12 protein-coding genes and 1 tRNA gene are annotated in these 16,740 nt (G+C 63.3%); 6 read left to right on the top strand and 7 right to left on the bottom strand.

The features are described 5' to 3' along the window. The first annotated feature begins 11 nt into the window (after positions 1–11). The 3 genes from GA615_RS19485 (at position 12) to GA615_RS19475 (ending at position 4,024) form a co-directional block, all read left to right on the top strand. The gene (locus GA615_RS19485) at positions 12–884 is read left to right on the top strand and encodes a serine/threonine-protein kinase (protein WP_161602435.1); all 873 of its coding nucleotides are present in this window, start codon (positions 12–14) and stop codon (positions 882–884) included. A 787-nt stretch (positions 885–1,671) separates the two neighbouring features. Next, positions 1,672–3,081: a sulfatase family protein gene (locus tag GA615_RS19480; RefSeq protein WP_152052995.1), complete on the top strand. Its 1,410-nt coding sequence runs from the start codon at positions 1,672–1,674 to the stop codon at positions 3,079–3,081. Between the two features lie 124 nt (positions 3,082–3,205). After that, a complete protein-coding gene (locus tag GA615_RS19475; protein WP_152052994.1) occupies positions 3,206–4,024 on the top strand; it encodes a TIGR03067 domain-containing protein in 819 nt (272 codons plus the stop codon). Between the two features lie 9 nt (positions 4,025–4,033). On the opposite strand, the gene GA615_RS19470 is transcribed toward GA615_RS19475, so the two are convergent. After that, positions 4,034–4,115: transfer RNA gene (locus GA615_RS19470), tRNA-Leu, on the bottom strand. Between the two features lie 87 nt (positions 4,116–4,202). On the opposite strand from GA615_RS19470, the gene GA615_RS19465 reads away from it, so the two are divergent. Both GA615_RS19465 and GA615_RS19460 read left to right on the top strand, forming a co-directional pair. After that, positions 4,203–5,921, top strand: coding sequence for an FAD-dependent oxidoreductase (locus tag GA615_RS19465; RefSeq protein ID WP_152052993.1), 1,719 nt, complete (start codon positions 4,203–4,205; stop codon positions 5,919–5,921). 55 nt (positions 5,922–5,976) lie between these two features. Beyond that, positions 5,977–6,993, top strand: a complete 1,017-nt coding sequence (locus GA615_RS19460; RefSeq protein WP_390622244.1) for a nucleoside hydrolase — start codon at positions 5,977–5,979, stop codon at positions 6,991–6,993. Between the two features lie 162 nt (positions 6,994–7,155). Here the strand turns inward: GA615_RS19460 and GA615_RS19455 are convergent, their stop codons facing one another. The 6 genes from GA615_RS19455 to GA615_RS19430 all read right to left on the bottom strand — a co-directional run bounded on the left by GA615_RS19455 (position 7,156) and on the right by GA615_RS19430 (position 15,368). Next, positions 7,156–9,087 carry a M48 family metallopeptidase gene (locus GA615_RS19455; protein ID WP_161602434.1) on the bottom strand — a complete coding sequence of 644 codons (1,932 nt, stop codon included), beginning with the start codon at positions 9,085–9,087 and terminating at the stop codon, positions 7,156–7,158. Positions 9,088–9,201: 114 nt separating this feature from the next. Beyond that, complete coding sequence (locus GA615_RS19450) at positions 9,202–9,855, bottom strand: LemA family protein (RefSeq protein WP_152052990.1); 654 nt, start codon at positions 9,853–9,855, stop codon at positions 9,202–9,204. 261 nt (positions 9,856–10,116) lie between these two features. Beyond that, the gene (locus GA615_RS19445) at positions 10,117–10,854 is read right to left on the bottom strand and encodes a Bax inhibitor-1/YccA family protein (RefSeq protein WP_152052989.1); all 738 of its coding nucleotides are present in this window, start codon (positions 10,852–10,854) and stop codon (positions 10,117–10,119) included. A gap of 105 nt (positions 10,855–10,959) precedes the next feature. Continuing rightward, the gene (locus GA615_RS19440) at positions 10,960–11,826 is read right to left on the bottom strand and encodes a S1 family peptidase (protein WP_152052988.1); all 867 of its coding nucleotides are present in this window, start codon (positions 11,824–11,826) and stop codon (positions 10,960–10,962) included. An 86-nt stretch (positions 11,827–11,912) separates the two neighbouring features. Further along, positions 11,913–13,613, bottom strand: coding sequence for a hypothetical protein (locus GA615_RS19435; RefSeq protein ID WP_152052987.1), 1,701 nt, complete (start codon positions 13,611–13,613; stop codon positions 11,913–11,915). A 417-nt stretch (positions 13,614–14,030) separates the two neighbouring features. Further along, complete coding sequence (locus GA615_RS19430; protein ID WP_161602433.1) at positions 14,031–15,368, bottom strand: outer membrane beta-barrel protein; 1,338 nt, start codon at positions 15,366–15,368, stop codon at positions 14,031–14,033. 597 nt (positions 15,369–15,965) lie between these two features. Between GA615_RS19430 and GA615_RS19425 the strand changes: the two genes are divergently transcribed. Next, positions 15,966–16,703: a metal-dependent hydrolase gene (locus GA615_RS19425; protein WP_152052985.1), complete on the top strand. Its 738-nt coding sequence runs from the start codon at positions 15,966–15,968 to the stop codon at positions 16,701–16,703. Positions 16,704–16,740 lie beyond the last annotated feature (37 nt).

The following is a 16,740-nucleotide window of genomic DNA, read 5'->3' as shown; positions in this document are numbered from 1 at the left end:
GGAATCTGCGCATGTCTGGGGCATCGAGCGATGATCGTCCACAACTCTCGGGCATGAAGTATCTTGTCGAGTCGATCGTCAATACCGATGACACCGGCACCGTCATGCTGATCGCCGACCAGGGTCAACTCGGGCGACGCTACGCGTTGAAGGTTATCAAGCGCGAAGATGAGTCGTCCGACGTCCACCTTGCCCTGGCCAAAGCGGCCTGCGAGGCATCGGCCAAGCTCGGCCACCCGGTCCCGATGAAATACCACGACTTCCAGACCCGGAAGAAGTGGTTCCGCACCGATCGCGGCGAGCTGCTCATGGAGTACGTTCCCGGCAAGTCGCTCGATCAGCTCGAAGACCTCTCCCTCGATCAACTTGTTCTCATCTTCCAGAAGGTTGCCGCCGGTCTGGCCCACATGCACCGGCGAGGGGTTCGCCACGGCGACCTCTCCCCGAAACACGTCATGCTCACCAAGGCCGGCGAGGTCAAGATTCTCGGCTACGGTCTGACCCTCGTTCCCGGCCCGCTCCGAGAGCAGTACAAGGGAACCCGTCTCTATCAGGCTCCCGAGCAAATCCGCGGCAAGATCCTCGGCGATCGCTCCGACATCTACGCCCTCGGTGCCCTGATGTACCACCTCATGACCGGCCAGCCTGCCAACATCGGCGGTCGAGCCAAGGGAGACGTGGAGAAGATCACCCTGCCGACCCGCCTGAACCCGGCCATCTCCGCCTCGCTCAATAGCCTGCTCGTCGCCTGTCTCCAGAGCGACCCCCCCAAACGTCCCGAGACCATGTACGAGGTCAGCCAGCGTCTCGATGCCGTCGTTCAAGAAATGAACCTCGATAGTTCCCTGCTCAAGAACGGCGGTCTCTCGACCTTCGAAGCCTGAGCCCGCGCTCAATCGTCCTGGAAGGATCACCGCTTCCAATCCAACCGATTCGCCGGTCCGCGCTCGTATCGTCAGGTCCGCCGGGTCGCATGCCGCCAGGCGACCCTGACGCTTTGGATCACGTCCCGAACGCCGTACCACGCGGCGTTCTTCCTCCGTCCCCATTTCCTGTGAGTGTCCCTGCCTCAAATCTCGATGATAAGGGAGACGCGATTTCCCTCGCCGACCGGAAAACCTTCTTCCGGCCTTCGCTCTTTGAAATTCCGGCCTTGCTCCTCGATCCTGCCCTGCTCAGACGTTCCCAAACCGCATCCCCCGATTGTTCCCGGTGTGAGACACCCGTTTTCCCGAAACGAACTTCCGCCTCGATCAGAAAACCCTTTCCCTTCAAGTGGTTCCGTCACGGTTTGTCAGCGCACCGAAGCGCACCGCTGGGAATCTCCGAGCGCACCTCACCGCGCACCGAACCACCTCGACGGGACCAAGCTCGGATCGGTCACCACGCCTCGACCTGCGAGCGCCCGTTGGGCGGAACCCTCCGTGGATTCCTGTGCCGCACTCGGATTCCTTCCCCCAACCAGATCAGGCCGTTTTCCCGAAACGAACGGTCGGCCATTGTCATAACCTGTTGATGATCAAGGGATAACCTGCTCTGGTCCGGAGCGCACCGAAGCGCACCAGGCCGTGCAATCGAGCCCCTCGGTGCGCCCCCGGTGACCGGTGCAATCGGATCGGATATGGTGGGCACCCGAACCGATCGACCTCCCGACGCCAGGAGTTTCTCTCGATGATCGCACCTCTGCTGCTTTCCCTCCTGCCGATGCTGGCGACGGCCCCCACCATTGAGAAGGACAACGACGCTCCCCGGCCGAACCTCGTGGTGATCTTCACCGACGACCTCGGTTACGGCGATCTCTCCTGCTACGGGCACCCGACGATTGCCACTCCCAACCTCGACCGGATGGCCGCCGAAGGCCAGCGCTGGACGCAGTTCTACGTGGGGGCGAGCGTCTGTACCCCCAGCCGGGCCGCCCTGATGACCGGCCGTCTGCCCATCCGATCGGGGATGTGCAACACGCGTCGACGGGTCCTGTTCCCCGACTCCGCCGGCGGGCTCCCCGCCAGTGAGATCACCCTAGCTGAGGCCCTCAAGGACCTCGGCTACGCCACTGCGATGGTCGGGAAATGGCACCTTGGTCACCTGGCCGAGTTCCTCCCCACGAACCACGGCTTCGACTCGTACTACGGCATCCCCTACAGCAACGACATGGACCGCGTCGCATCGGCCCCCGAGGGCCGCGTGGCGATCACCGAGCCGGAGATCGAGTACTTCAACGTCCCCCTGCTTCAAGACACCCGGATCATTGAACGCCCCACCGATCAACGAACACTCACCCGACGCTACACCGAGCAATCCCTCCGCTTCATCCGCGACCATGCCCAGGGGGATCAACCGTTCTTTCTTTACCTCGCCCACTCGATGCCCCATGTGCCGCTCTTTCGATCCGAGGCGTTCGTCGATGCCAGCCGCCGGGGCCTGTACGGCGACGTGATCGAGGAAATTGATTGGTCGGTCGGCCAGATCCTCGACACGATCCGGGAGCTGGGCATCGCCGAGGAAACCCTTGTCGTTTTTACCAGCGACAATGGCCCCTGGCTGACCTACGACCAGCAAGGGGGATCGGCCGGCCTGCTTCGCAACGGCAAGGGAAGCACCTGGGAAGGGGGGATGCGCGAGCCCTTCCTCGCCTGGTGGCCCGGCACGATCCCCACCGGTCAGGTCGTCCCGGACCTTGGCTCGACGATGGACCTCCTTCCGACCGCCGTCCGGCTGGCCGGGGGCGAGCCACCGAGCGACCGAGTGCTCGACGGGGTTGACCTCCGTCCGGCTCTGTTCGGCGCCGGACCCAGCCCCCGAGACTCAATGTTCTACTACCGGGGGACCGAGCTTTACGCCGTCCGGCTCGGCCCCTACAAGGCCCACTTCATCACCCAGGAGCCCTACGGCCGGGACACCAACCGGATCGAGCACGACCCACCCTTGCTCTTCCACCTGGAGCATGACCCCTCCGAGCGGTTTGACGTCTCCGCCGACCACCCCGAAGTCCTTGCCACCATCCAGGCCCTGGCCGACGCGCACCGGGCCTCCGTCGAGCCAGTGCCGAACCAGCTTGAAGCCCGGATTACCGCCGACTGATCCAATCCTCGCCTCGATCGAAACCCGACCGACTCGACCGGGGTAGCCCGATCGACCGAGGCTTCCGGCTGATCAGACTGCCCCTCGCCTTCGGTCGTGGCGTTCCCTTCACCGAGGACCCCCGATGCAATCCGTTGCCTGCCTCCTGATGACTGCTTTGCTCGGCTCGACCCCGGTTCAGTCCGATGACCTGGCTTCACTTCAAGGAACCTGGCGTGCCGAGGCCGGGCCGACCGGCGAGGTGATCATTACCCTCACCATTGATGGCGACCGCTTCGTGCGGGTTGTCGAGACCAGCCCCCGCACCTCGTTTACGTTCCGGGGTCTACTCCGATTGGACGAGTCAGCCGAACCGGGAACCCTCGACTGGGTCGAGATTGTCGGACCCGGCGACAAGCCCCGGGCAGATATGTTGGGCCTCTACCGGCTCGACGGTGACGAGTTGACCATCTGCTCGGCCGCCCCCGGGGCCACCCGGCCCGATGCCCTCGCCGCCGGCCGAGGACTCTACCCGAGCCTCCAAACCTACTCCCGTGTGGTCGTCTCCGCCGACGAGGAACCCCTGACCGGCGACCTGATCGCCCTCCAAGGGAACTGGTCCGGCAACCTCGGCCCCAACGGTTCGCTTCAGGCGTCGCTGTCAATCCAGGGCCGTGTGACCAAGTTTGTCATCGTCGGACCCGATGGCCAGGAGGTGCTCGCCTCGACCGGCCGCGTTCAGCTCGACGAGTTGGCCACGCCGAAAGCGATGGACTGGATCCCCGACCGCGAGGATGCGCAGCCCTTGAAGTCCATTTACGAGCTGAACGGTTCGTCACTCCGCGTCAGTCTCGGCCTCGGCCGTGGATCCTCCACCCGGCCCGAGACCTTCTCGGACGACTTCCGGACCTTTACCCTGACGAAGGTGAACGAGGACGAAGAACTCGACCAGATCCCCGACTAAACCGAGCAATGCGAGAGGAGGGAGTCGAACCCTCACGCCTTTCGGCACAGGAACCTAAATCCTGCGTGTCTGCCAGTTCCACCACTCTCGCAAGGAGTTCCGTCAAATTCGGCCATGAGCTATCAGAACTGAACTGAGCCCTGAGTATACCCGCCTAACCCCGATCGGTCCATCGCTGATGAACGAGAGTTATTCGCGTCCCAACCGTCGCCGCTTTCTGATCGGCAGCTCCTCCGGCCTGGCCGCTCTGATGGCGGCGCAGCGAGGGCATGTCCTCGCTTCAGGCCCAAGCATCCAGAGGCAAACCATCGAGGCCGACCTCGTTATCGTCGGTGGTAGCCTCGGCGGCTGCGCGGCGGCGTTGGCGGCCCTGAGGGCGGGCAAGACGGTCGTGATGACCGAGGAAACCGACTGGATCGGCGGGCAGCTCACCAGTCAGGCCGTTCCGCCGGATGAACATCCGTGGATCGAACAATTCGGCCGGAACGCATCGTATGCCGACCTCCGCAAACGGACCCGCGCGTACGTTCAGCGCAACTACCCCCTGACCGCCGAGGCCCGAGACGCTCGATACCTCAACCCCGGCAACGGCCGCGTCTCGGCCCTGTGCGCTGAGCCCCGGGCGTATCTCGCGGCTTTGACCGAGATGCTCGCCCCGTTTGCCTCCGCCGGGACACTCTCAGTCCTGCTGAAACACGTGCCGATTGCCGCGGAAACCGAAGGGGACCGGGTTCGATCCGTCACCGTCCGCGATGCGACGACCGGCGACGACCGTACCCTGGTCGCCCCGTACATCCTCGATGCAACAGAACTCGGCGATCTGCTCGAACTGGCCAATGTCGAGCATATCGTCGGCTTCGAGGCCGCCTCGCAGACCGGCGACCGCTCCGCCCCGGAGCAGCCCGATCCGATGAATCAGCAAGCCTTCACGGTTTGCTTTCTCATGGAATACCGTCCCGAGGAAGACCACACGATCGACGAACCGGACGATTACCGGTTCTGGCGCGACTTCGTCCCCGACCTGACTCCCCCCTGGTCAGGCCCGTTGCTGAGCCTCTCGTATAGCAGTCCTCAAACGCTTGAACCTCGATCGGTTCCGTTCGACCCCACCAGCAACGCCTTCGGCTGGTGGACCTACCGCCGCGTGATCGACCCGAGCAACTTCCGCCCCGGTCCGTTCGACGGCTCGACCGGCGTGACCTGCGTCAACTGGCCGCAAAACGACTACCTGCTCGGGCCGCTTGTCGGCGTCTCGGCCGACGAGGCTCGGCAGCACATTGAGCGAGCGAAGGGGTTGAACCGCGCGTTGCTCTACTGGCTCCAGACCGAATGCCCCCGGCCCGACGGCGGCACCGGCTGGCCGGGGCTCCGGCTCCGTCCCGACCTGATGGGCACGTCTGACGGCATGGCCAAGGCCCCTTATATTCGAGAATCTCGAAGAATCGCTGCCGAGTTCACCATCCTTGAGCGTCACGTCGGCACCGAGGCCCGACGCGAGGCCGAGGGAACCGACGTGGCCGAGGCGACCTTCCCCGACAGCGTCGGCGTCGGGAGCTACCGAATCGACCTCCATCCGAGCACGGGAGGTGATAATTATATTGATGTCAGTTCCCTCCCCTTTGAGATTCCGCTCGGTGCCTTGATTCCCGTTCGGGTCGAGAACCTGCTTCCCGCCTGCAAAAACCTCGGCACGACTCACGTGACCAACGGTTGCTATCGGCTCCATCCGGTCGAGTGGGCCATCGGCGAAGCGGCCGGCGCCCTGGCCACCTTCTGCCTCGATCGGGGCCTGTCTCCCCGAGCCGTGCGCAATACCCCGGCGCGGCTCCGGGAATTCCAGTCGTTCCTGACCTCTCAGGGAGTCGAGATCCACTGGCCCAGGGCTCGGCCTCGCTGAGCATCAATTCTCGATAAGCTTCACCCTGACTGATGATGATGACACCATGACCACAATGCTCCTCTCCCTGCTGCTCATGACCGCAACCCCGGCACCACCGGCCGACGAGCCGGTTCGCCTGATCTTCGACACCGACCTCGGCAACGACGTTGACGACGCGATGGCGATGGGCTTGATCCATGCCTTGCAGTCGCGTGGCAAGTGCGAGTTGCTGGCCGTTACCCTGACGAAGGATCACGAATTGGCCGGTCCACTTGCCGATGCGATCAACCACTTTTATGGACGTGGTTCGATCCCGATCGGCGTGGTCCGCGACGGGGTGACCCCCGAACAAGGCAAGTTCCTTGGCCTGGCCGCCGAACCGGATGGATCGGGCGACGGGCTCCGTTACCCCCGATCCCTGGCTTCCGGTTCCGAGGCTCCCGACGCGGTTGCCTTGCTCCGCAAGGTGCTGGCGGAGCAACCGGACGGAGCGGTGGTGATCGCTCAGGTCGGATTCTCGACGAACCTGGCCCGACTCCTCGCCTCGGGACCCGATGACGTCTCCCCGCTTTCCGGCCCCGAACTGGTGGCGAAGAAGGTTCGCCTGCTGGAAGTGATGGCGGGAGCCTTCGCACCCATCGGCAACAATGCTCGCTTCGGCGAGTACAATGTGGTCCAGGATCTCGAATCCGCCCGCATCCTCGCCCGAGACTGGCCCACACCCATCATCTACAGCGGCTTTGAAATCGGCATCGCCATTCCCTACCCGGCCGCGAGCATCGACAACGACTTCGGATACGTCGATCACCACCCGGTTTCTGAAGCGTATCAGGTCTACGAACCGACCCCTCACGAACGGCCGACCTGGGACCTGACCAGCGTCCTCCATGCCGTCGAGCCCGACCGTGGTTACTTCGACCTCTCTCCACCCGGCCGGGTCATCGTCGAGGAGGACGGACACACCCGGTTCGAGCCAGATTCCGATGGCCGGCACCGCTACCTGATCGTGAGTCCGGAACAGGTGATTCGCATTCGTGAAGCCTTCGCCCAACTCGTCAGCCAGCCGCCTGACATCAGGAACGGTAATTGACTTATTTGCAACCTTTCATGGGAAGTCTGAACGAAGCAAAAGGGTGGCACAAACGCTCGCGTTTGTGTCACTCATGAAATTGTCGAAACGAGTTCGTCACACTCTCCTTGTTGATCGGCAACGCGGTGACGAATGATGAACCCCCGCAATTCCTCGGACTTCTCAGGAAGCCTCGGCCAGGATCGGGGGCATGGGACTGTCGAGCGAATCGGCGATGGCCCGGAGCAGCTCCCCCTCCTCAACGGTGATCTGACCGTCCGAGCCAACGGCCGAGGCACAGGCGCGAAGCACGTCGCGCTTCAACGGAGCACTGGCTTCGAGCAAGACATCGAGGGCCTTGCTAACGGCTTCGAGGCCCGATTCGGAGGCCGGTTTCACCTGGACCGAGTCCCAGCCGAGCGCCTGAACGCCCGACTCGAAGGAGCGGCGGGCCTCGGCACTGTCGTGGGGTTGACCGACGCGGGCGATGGCGGTCAGCAGGGTGCCGGTCGGCTCGCTGATGGCCGCGGCCGATCGATAGCGGACGCTCGGCGCGGTCTTGTTGCCGAACTGCGGCCCAAGGTGTCGCATCAAGAGCCGGAGCAGGGCGAACTCGTAAAGGCTGATCCGTCGATCGGCCTCGATCAAGGCTCGCACGTCGCGCTGAAAGGCTCGGTACTGATCGGGCGAAAGCTGCCGGAGGGCCGGCAACGCCAGCTCGACCAGCGGAAGTCGGGCGGTCAGCTCAACCCCTTGAACCTCGGGCAGGATCGAACGGGTTTGATCGGCAATTTTCGATCCGGCCGATCCCGCCAGAGCCTGCAACTGACTGTCGAGGTGTTCCGAGTCGCGGTCGATCAGGAGGCCATAGACGAGCACCCGGGCGCTGTACGGATCGTGCGTCAGGCGGGTGATCGGCTCGGGAAACGACTCCAGCAAGGCGGCGGCATAGGCAAGGCGCTGCGGGTCGATCGTGCCGATTTTGGTAATCGCCTCGACCGGGTCGAATTTCATCCGACCTGTCTCAGCCTTGCGGGAGGGGCCCTTGGGCTTTTCGCGATCGATCCGCGCGTGGCTGGGAGGAGCGAGCGAGACCTTCGAGAAGTCGCCGTCGAAGTTCGGGTCGATCCGTCGGATGCGGTCGGCCAGGGGGGGGTGAGTGGCCATCAGGCTCAGCCAGGCACCGCCGATCCCCTCGCCGAAGAACATGTGAGCGGCTTCTCCTGCCTCGGGATTCTTCAGGCGAGAACCCGCCGAGATGGCCCCGATCTTCTTCAGGGCTCCGGCAATTCCCTCTGGATTTCGGGTGAACTGCACCGCCGAGGCATCGGCCAGGTATTCCCGCTGGCGCGAGACGGCCGACTGGATCAGGCGACCGAAAAAGACACCGACATATCCGATGATGTAAAGCGCCAGGCCGATCAAGGGAAGGGGATTCCCCCCCTTGTTGTCGCTCCGCGCTCGCATGTTGGAGTACATGGTCGAGCGGAAGATGATCCAGCCGGTGATCCCGATCAGAAGGATTCCGAACAGGACCCCCATGAGCCGGATATTCAGCCGCATGTCTCCGTTGAGAATGTGGCTGAATTCGTGCGCCATCACCCCTTGAAGCTCGTCACGCGAGAGGGTCTGGATGCACCCTCGGGTCACGCCAATGACCGCGTCGTTCGGCGTGTAACCGGCGGCAAACGCATTGATTGCCGGCTCTTGATCCATGAGGTAGACCGGCGGCACCGGAGTGCCCGAGGCAATCGCCATCTCCTCGACAACATTCAGCACGCGGCGCTCGTCGGGATCTCTCGTATCGGGGTGGATCAGACGCCCGCCGAGCAGTTCGGCCACGGTGTGCCCACCTCCGGCGAGCGAGGCAATCTTGTACAGACTTCCCCCGCCGACCAGGGCCGTCGTTCCGAGGGCGACCAGGCCGAATAGGCCGGGGTCCCAGAGTGTCGGCTCCGCAACGGCCATTCCGGCCTCATTCTCGGCACTGGCGAGGAAGAAAAACGCCAGCACCAGGTAGATCGCCCCGATGATGGCGACGACAGCCAGAAGGAAATACACGATCAGCAGCCCGGTCTTGCGGCGGGCGGTTTCTTGATGCTCGAAGAAATCCATGGGCGATCCGGTCGGCTGCGATCCGAGTAGGAATGGATTGGTGAGGAATCGTGGCGACACGTCGCTCGGGTGTCGTGCCCGCCTCATGAGGGGCACGACACCCAAGGATCGGGATCAGGAGAACGAGACGCGCGGGGCCTCGCGTTCCTTCGGAGACTCGATCTCGAAGAACTGGGCCGGTCCGAAGCCGAACATGCCGGCGAAGATGACGGCGGGGAAGACTTCTCGGGCGGTGTTGTAACTCATCACGGCATCATTATACGCTTGCCGAGAGAAGGCCACCTTGTTTTCGGTGCTGGTCAGCTCTTCCTGAAGGGAGAGCATGTTCGTGTTCGCCTTCAGGTCGGGATAGGCTTCCGATAGGGCGAACAGGCGGCCGAGCACGCCGGTGCTGGCGGAGACAGAGCCGAGGTCGGCCTCGGCCGCACCCAGGCGCTTCATCGAGTCGGGGTCGCCGGGGTTGGCGGCCACCTGGTTGCTGGCCGAAACGGCGGCGTTACGGGCCTGGATCACGGCTTCGAGCGTCTCACGCTCGTGGCTCATGTACCCTTTGACCGTCTCCACGAGGTTCGGGATCAGGTCGTACCGCCGCTTGAGCTGAACATCGATCTGGCTATAGGCATTCTTGTAGCGGTTCCGAAGCTGAACCAGCTTGTTGTACGTGCCGATGGCCAGGAAGACGAGGATGGCGACGATCACCCCGATGACGATCAGGATGATGGCCGTTCCTCCGAGGCCGCCGGCCTCCTGGGCGAGAAGCAGACTCATGGGCGAACGATCCTCCGAATTGGGCGAAGCGGGTTCGAGGAGCACGGTCCCGGAGCCGGGACCTGGGATGTCACGAGACTAACCGGTGTTCGTCCGCAAGTCTATTTTCTTGACAGGACTGTGCCCCTGGTGGCCTTGGCAGGAAATCGAGCCTCTTTTTTACGAACAACGCCCGCCCTCGCTCCTGGGAAGCGCGGGGGCGGGCGTCGTAGACTCGAATCGAAGGTGGGGGGGAGTGCGACGGTCGGGATTTCCCCGAAATTACTCGCGTCCCTGGAGCTGGGCCAGCAAGCGCAGGAGGCTGATATAAAGCCAGATCAAGGTGACCAGCAGCCCAAACGCGCCGTACCACTCCATCGCCTTCGGAGCGCCGGAGCGGGCTCCGCGCTCGATGAAGTCGAAGTCGAGCAGCAGGTTGAACGCTGCGACGCCGACGACGACCAGGCTAAAGCCGATGCCGATCGGGCCGGAGCCGTGGATCATCGGCACCGACACCCCGAAGAAGCTCAGCACGAAGCTGACCATGTAGACCAGGAAGATGGCCCCGGTCGCGGCGACGATCCCCATGCGGAGCTTGTCCGTCACCGGGATGATCCGCGAGGTGTAGAGCGAGAGCATCACCAGCAAAACAGCCAGCGTCAGGGCCATCGCGTTGAAGGCGATGCCCGGGTACATCGAGTTGAACCACCAGGACACACCACCAAGAAACGACCCCTGGGCCGCGGCGTAGAGCGGGGCGGTGTAGGCGGCCCATTTCATGGCGAAGACGGTGATCAGCGCCAGCACCAGGCCGGCGATCATGCCGCCGAACATCCAGGGGGTGACGTCGGTGCCCGATTGCCCGAGCCCCCAGACGTACGCGGCGACGGCCGTCAAGATGGCCAGAAGCAGGAAGCACTTCGACGCCGTGCCCTGCACGGTCATCGCGTTGACGCGAGTCTCCTCGCGAGCCCAGTCACCAAATACGGTTTCCGAAAAAACAGGATTGGACGTCTCCACCTTGGCGAACCTCCGAGTCGTTGAGGGAAAAGACGGCGAACCGCCCCCAAGTGTCGGGCCGGCTCACCTCGCTGTATTGTGGCCGTTTGGTCGCGTCAGGGCAATTCAATTCGAGGGGGATTGGGCCTCGTCTAGCTGCTCCAGCACGCGCTGAATGCTCTGGCCCGAGGCGAACAGGCCGATCGCCCGTTCCTCTCCCCGGGTACTTTTGACCTCGATCCGGCCGACACAGACACCCAGCAATCGGCCGTCGCTGGCGTAGAGCCCACCCCCCGATCGCCCCTGGATGGGTGGGTGCTCGGTAATCACGAACAACCGGGGGTCGCGGGAGGGCGTTTGGCCCTGGTTTCCTGAGGGTGAGGTGAAGGCCGAACCACCCTCGTCGGCGAGATTCCGGGAGAGCAGGGCGGTCCCTCGGATCCGCGAATCCCAGCTATTCAGATCGCTCGCGTGGTCAATGCCGACCGACGTGACGGGGAAGCCGTCCGGCAGCGGCTCGGCCAGCGATTCATCCAGCCGAGCGACATGCGGAAGCCTTGCCAGACCCTCCACCATCAAGACCGCCACGTCGGCATCCAGGTCGGCCGCGAGAATTTTGGCAGGGATGACCTTCGGCCACGACCCTCCGAGTTTGCGGCCCTCGATTCCGAGGTTGAAGCGGTGCAACTCGATGGCCGCCCGGCCGGGTCCGTCGATGACATGGGCGGCCGTCAGAATCAGGGACCGCCCCTTGGTCGAGGCGATGATCGTGCCGCTCCCGCGCGAGTTCCCCTTGCGCACCATGACGGTGGGCCGGAAGATCACGTCGTCAAGCGGGCCAGGTAAATCCTCCGGTGTGATCGACCGGGCCGCGATCCGCCGTTCGCCTCCCTGGGCGGTCGCCGATTGCGTTACCGCCAAGTCAAGCGATCCGACCAGTAACGATGCGACCAGCCCCAACAGGAGTCCGCGTCGCGTCTCGACGATGCCCATTCATCACCTCCGGCGCAACCTCGGGGGGGACCATCGCTTTGATTCTAGGCCAGAACCCTCGGCAGGGCGAATGATTCCGAGACAACTCATGGATTCGATGAGGTTTTGTCGAGACGCTCGGCCCTCGGCGGCTTTCGGAAGACCTGAACCCTGTCCGTTTGCAAGACCGGCCCCCGGTTCGCCCAATCGGCGGTGATGGCGTCGAGAGTTGGGTCAGAGCCCCAGACGAGAACCACATCGATTAGGGAGTCATAATTGAGCAGAAGATCACGCCAAAGGGTGGCCCGTTTGTCGAGGTCGGCAGGATCGTCGAGGATCGCCACCTGCTCGAAGAGGATTGAAGGGGGGGCGTCGATCCCCGGTCGGACCTGGACAGGGAAGTAATAGTGCCGTGTCTCGTAGTTGCTCCAGATGATGTTGCCGGTGCCGAGGCCCAGCAGACAGTCGGCATGCAACAGCGGGTTCGATCGGTAACGGCCCCGGATGTCGATCAGAAGGGTGCCGACCCGTTCCCCCCGTCCGACCTCGGGAGCCGCCTGCATGATCGGCCGGACCCGGTGATCGGCCTCGATTGCGTAATCCCAGACGAACGCCCATTGCAAGGTTAGCGCCACGGCGATGAAGCCCGTTCCCAGACGGGTGAGCCTTGCGCGAGGGTCCAGATCAAGGGCCGGCACGAGACAGGCCAGACCGATCAAGGCCACGCGCTGCGAGAGAAAATAGCCGTGGTCCTCGCCGAATCCGTCTGGCCCAACCATCGCTCCCAGCAGCAGCAAGGCCGGGAGAATCGCCCAGGCCCGCTGGCCGGTCTCCTCGGTGCGTGTCGCGCCGAAATTCCTTCGAAACAGGGTGTTTCCAAGGAGCACCGCCAACCCGAGGCCCAGCCAGAGGCTCGGCGACAGGATCAGGCACCATCGGCCACCCGCGTCGGGCCAGAGCGGGACGAAGTCGCGGCGGCCGAGGGTAATCGGATCGACCCAGGTGAGCCGTTTCACCCACACGACCGGCGACCAGAACGGGCCGGATTGTTCCCAGGTCGGCGCGAAGGCTCCCCCTTCGGTCGCAAGTGATTTGTAGAGCAAGGCCAAGGGGATCAAGGGGGCACAGCTTGCCAGAGTCCGGACCAGTCGAGGCCATCGTGCCTCCGGAGTTCCGGGAGACAGCCATGCCAGCACCACCAGGCCCCCGGCCGTGATCCCCAGGCTGACGAGATGACCGACATAGCCGATCACCAGCAATCCGCCTAGCGCCACGATCTGGCCGGCTCGGAGTCGGTCTCGCCAACCCCACCAAATGCCCCAGGTGAGCAGGGTAAGCGTTGCACCAATCAAAAAATTTGCAAAGCCCATGAGCCAGGGCATGTTGAACGCGAGCAAAACCGCCAGCAGCGCGGAGGGAGTCAGGCCGACCCGCCCGACCACCCGGAGGCGAAGCCAGAGAATCGCCGAGGCGAACCCGACGAGCGTGATCGTCGTCATCGCCCGATCGGCCACGCGAGGCGGCATCGCCGTGAGCATTCCCATCAACGCCAGATGGCCGCCGAGATTCGGCAAGGGGCGCCATTGTGCCTCAAATGCCGAGGCAAACGGTGAATTCGCTCCGAGCCGAACCGACTCCCGCAAGATGTGGGCATTGTAAACGTGCGAGGGGCCGTCCTGGGTCACGAATCCCGGCACCATCCAGACCGCGAAGACCGCCGGCAGGGCCGCGAGAGTCAGCAGCCAACCGGAACGAATTGCGAAACCAGAGGCAGACGAGGCTTCCTTCCCGATCAACGTCGGCATCATCAGCGGTTTGAGGCTCCCTGCCCGGACGTCCTCCGTCCGACTCCTTCGTGCCACCGCTCGATCCCTCCGTCGAGCGGTTCGGTGAGCGGCCCAGCCCCTGGGTGTCCTGCGATCAAGGTGGTGCCATCCTAAATGCAGGGGCCGGACCGTTCTTCCTGAACCGTGGTCGGGACGAACGCCCAGTCAAAGGTGAGCAACCAGGAACAATTGCCCAGGAGGTCATCCCCGAGGCAATCAGTCGGAAGTCGGGGCGCAGCCGCTCAAGAAATGCGGCAAGGTCCTCTCGTCGGTTCGGACTCACCGATACCGGGCATCGAAGGCCCGGTCTGGCGATACCGATACAATACCACAGTACGGTGACCTCGCTCGGGATTTTTCTTCAAGTCTCGCCCGGTGAGTTCCGAAGGAGGCGCCTGATCAATAGAGGAGGATTGCGTCGACGTTGAGGGTGATCTGGCTTCCCGCCTGCCCATCGTCGTAAGGCGTGCCGGTCTGCGACCAGTCAAACCGGACCTCGGGCCGAACCCAGAACCAGGGGCGTGGCTTGTAGTTCAATCCAAGGGTCATTTCGTAGTAGGTGTCGGAGGTTGTGCCGAAGATGACCCCGTCGTCGTCCCGGAAGATCTCCGATCGCCAGACGGCGGTGAGCTTCGGGTCGAGTTCATAGAGGAACCAGTTGGCGAAGCCGTACCACTCGGTATTCTGCCGGGTGTTCCGCGCTCCGGTTTGTCGAGAGCCGGGGCCTGTCATTAACGGGGTGTTCTCATCAACAACCCAGGCCACTTCCATCGCCTGGGTCAGCCGATCGGTCCAGTCGCGGGTCAGCACGAACGAGGCATAAAACCGGTTGCTTCGGGAGTACCCGAAATTCGTCAGGCCGGCGACCTCGGCAGACGTCCGCACACCCACCGGCAGAAAGGTGGAATTGGCCGAAGGAAAGAACGGCAACTGGTTCGGGCCAACGACCATGAAGCCGGATAACCGAGTCCGACCGTCGGCCGAATCTCGGGTCAGGCCGGCGATGGTATTCCAGACATAGTTGGCGTTGAGAAAGCGATCCCAGCCGTTGACCGTCCCCAGGTAGAGGTCTGTTCGATCATCAAGATGCTGAATTCCGAGTACGCCGAAAAACGTGAAGGGCGTGAAGGTCATCAAGTTTGTGACGGAGAACAGGGGGCGTTCAATCGCCTGGACCCCCTCGAACCCGGCCGGGCTGTACCAGCGGCCACCCCGGATGTCGAGCCCTCGCTCGGTGAACAGCGGCAGGTGTAGCTCGGCGAAAAACTGCGGAACGTCGACCCCGGAGAACTGTCCGACGTCGAACGCCTCGTCGGCAAATCCGTACGACTTTGAGAATATCCAGTCGTTGCCCAGAAACGAATCGACCCGGAACCCCAGGCTGAGCTGGTCTTCCTGGTCAGGAAGTCGCTCCACGATCAGGTAGTATTGATTCCCTTGCCACTGATTCGCCTGGTAATTCGGATACTCACCGAAGTTGATGCGATCGGGCGGGTTCGCCGGATTCCCGGAAAAGCTGTTCTGAATCCAACCACGGAAGCGAAAGGGCAAGTCTTCCAGACCGATGAGTTCCTGAAGGAAGTGAGGTCCTGGAGCCTCCACTTCCTCAGCTCTCGGAACCACGAGGTCGAGGCCCGGAACTCCCGGAAGCGGAGCAAGGGTCGAGCCGGGAATTCCCGGTCCACCCGTCTCCGCCTCAACTCCGCCCTGGTCGTCCTCAAACTGGGTCCGTACCACAGTTGCATCGTTCGGAGTGGTCGTCGGAGACGCCGGAAGGGGCGGTAGGGGAAGGCTGACAGCGCTCGGCTGATCGTTCGGACCAGCCCTCCCCGGTGCTGGGAGACTGGTCACCCGCTGAGTCGAACGGTTCGATGACCGACGCCCAATGCGTTCGAAGAGCGAATTGAAGGAGTACGAGCCTGCTGGCTCGGGCGTTTGCGGTTGCTCGGCGCGTAAGTCAGTCGGGAAAAGCCCGAGCAAGATCACCAGCCATGAGCACCGCAGCCCGATTGGTCCGAAATCCTTGAAGATTCGAAACCAGGAGGCGAACGAACTTTCGACTCGCCCTGGACTCATCCGGAAATCAATCAATGGGGTTGAATGCGTTTTCTTCAACGGCCCTCCTTGCCTTTCGCGTGTTGCATCGACGCTCCCCAGACGGAAACTTCAGGAAATCGGGCCTGATCGTCATACGCGGACGTCCGGCAGCCTGCGACGGGTGGGGCGCCTGGCTCGAACGGAGACGACGATGGCTTCGCTTGCAGACCGTTTCCGACTCGACGGTTGGCAGGATGGCGGTAGGATGGGGACCGCCTCGAAGGATCGAGGGTCGGCATGATCAAGGAAGGTAGGGTCGTGGCGATGGGGAATTTTCGGCAGCACGTCGGCTTCGCCAGCTTCCTCGGGGTTTTGTACGCCTGGGGGGGGGCGGTGGTGATGGGCGTTCACTGGATGTACGGTTCGGTGGCGGCCTTGCTGGCCACGGTCGGGGGATTGTTGCCGGACCTCGATTCGGATAGCTCGATCCAGCTTAGAGGCTTTAGCGGACTGCTGGGCATTCTCGCTGCGGTGGCCGTTTGGCAGGATATCGACGATTCGCCGGTGGAGGTCCCGTTTGAGCTGCACCTCTGGTCGGCCATCGTGACGTACGTGCTCGTCCGGCACGGCTTGCGGCGGACCCTCTCGCGTCTGACGGTCCACCGGGGCATGTCGCACAGCGTTCCGGCCGCCTTGATCTGGGGGGCGGTCACCTACATCGGCTATCCCGCGGAGTCGCATTTGCTGCGGGTTTTGATGGCCTGCGCGGTCATTCTCGGGTTTCTCTCGCACCTGTTGCTCGATGAGTGGTGCAGCGTCGATCTGGTCGGCAGGCGCGTAAACAAGGCGTTCGGCACGGCCCTGAAGTTCTCGTCAAAGTCAGCCAGTGCGACCCTCGTGACCTATGTGATCCTGGCGATGCTCGGCTGGTGGGTCGTCCACTTCTGGCCCGCCGATCCCTTCTCAGGAGGATTCCCGAAGCCGGAGTTCCACTGGCTGGAGACGCCGGAAACGCATTCCCTGCACACATGGTAAGCACGACTCGGGTGATTTGTCCCAACGCTTTGGCCGG

It is taken from the genome of Tautonia marina (genome assembly GCF_009177065.1).
Taxonomy (GTDB): Bacteria; Planctomycetota; Planctomycetia; order Isosphaerales; family Isosphaeraceae; genus Tautonia; species Tautonia marina.
The sequence above is the reverse complement of the archived record's forward strand: the minus strand, read 5'-3'. Positions and strand labels throughout refer to the sequence as shown.

Coding starts and splice junctions, on each gene's coding strand:
- GA615_RS19485 (WP_161602435.1), top strand. CDS start 12: ATGTCTGGGGCATCGAGCGATGATCGTCCACAACTCTCGGGCATGAAG.
- GA615_RS19480 (WP_152052995.1), top strand. CDS start 1,672: ATGATCGCACCTCTGCTGCTTTCCCTCCTGCCGATGCTGGCGACGGCC.
- GA615_RS19475 (WP_152052994.1), top strand. CDS start 3,206: ATGCAATCCGTTGCCTGCCTCCTGATGACTGCTTTGCTCGGCTCGACC.
- GA615_RS19465 (WP_152052993.1), top strand. CDS start 4,203: ATGAACGAGAGTTATTCGCGTCCCAACCGTCGCCGCTTTCTGATCGGC.
- GA615_RS19460 (WP_390622244.1), top strand. CDS start 5,977: ATGCTCCTCTCCCTGCTGCTCATGACCGCAACCCCGGCACCACCGGCC.
- GA615_RS19455 (WP_161602434.1), bottom strand. CDS start 9,087: ATGGATTTCTTCGAGCATCAAGAAACCGCCCGCCGCAAGACCGGGCTG.
- GA615_RS19450 (WP_152052990.1), bottom strand. CDS start 9,855: ATGAGTCTGCTTCTCGCCCAGGAGGCCGGCGGCCTCGGAGGAACGGCC.
- GA615_RS19440 (WP_152052988.1), bottom strand. CDS start 11,826: ATGGGCATCGTCGAGACGCGACGCGGACTCCTGTTGGGGCTGGTCGCA.
- GA615_RS19435 (WP_152052987.1), bottom strand. CDS start 13,613: ATGATGCCGACGTTGATCGGGAAGGAAGCCTCGTCTGCCTCTGGTTTC.
- GA615_RS19425 (WP_152052985.1), top strand. CDS start 15,966: ATGATCAAGGAAGGTAGGGTCGTGGCGATGGGGAATTTTCGGCAGCAC.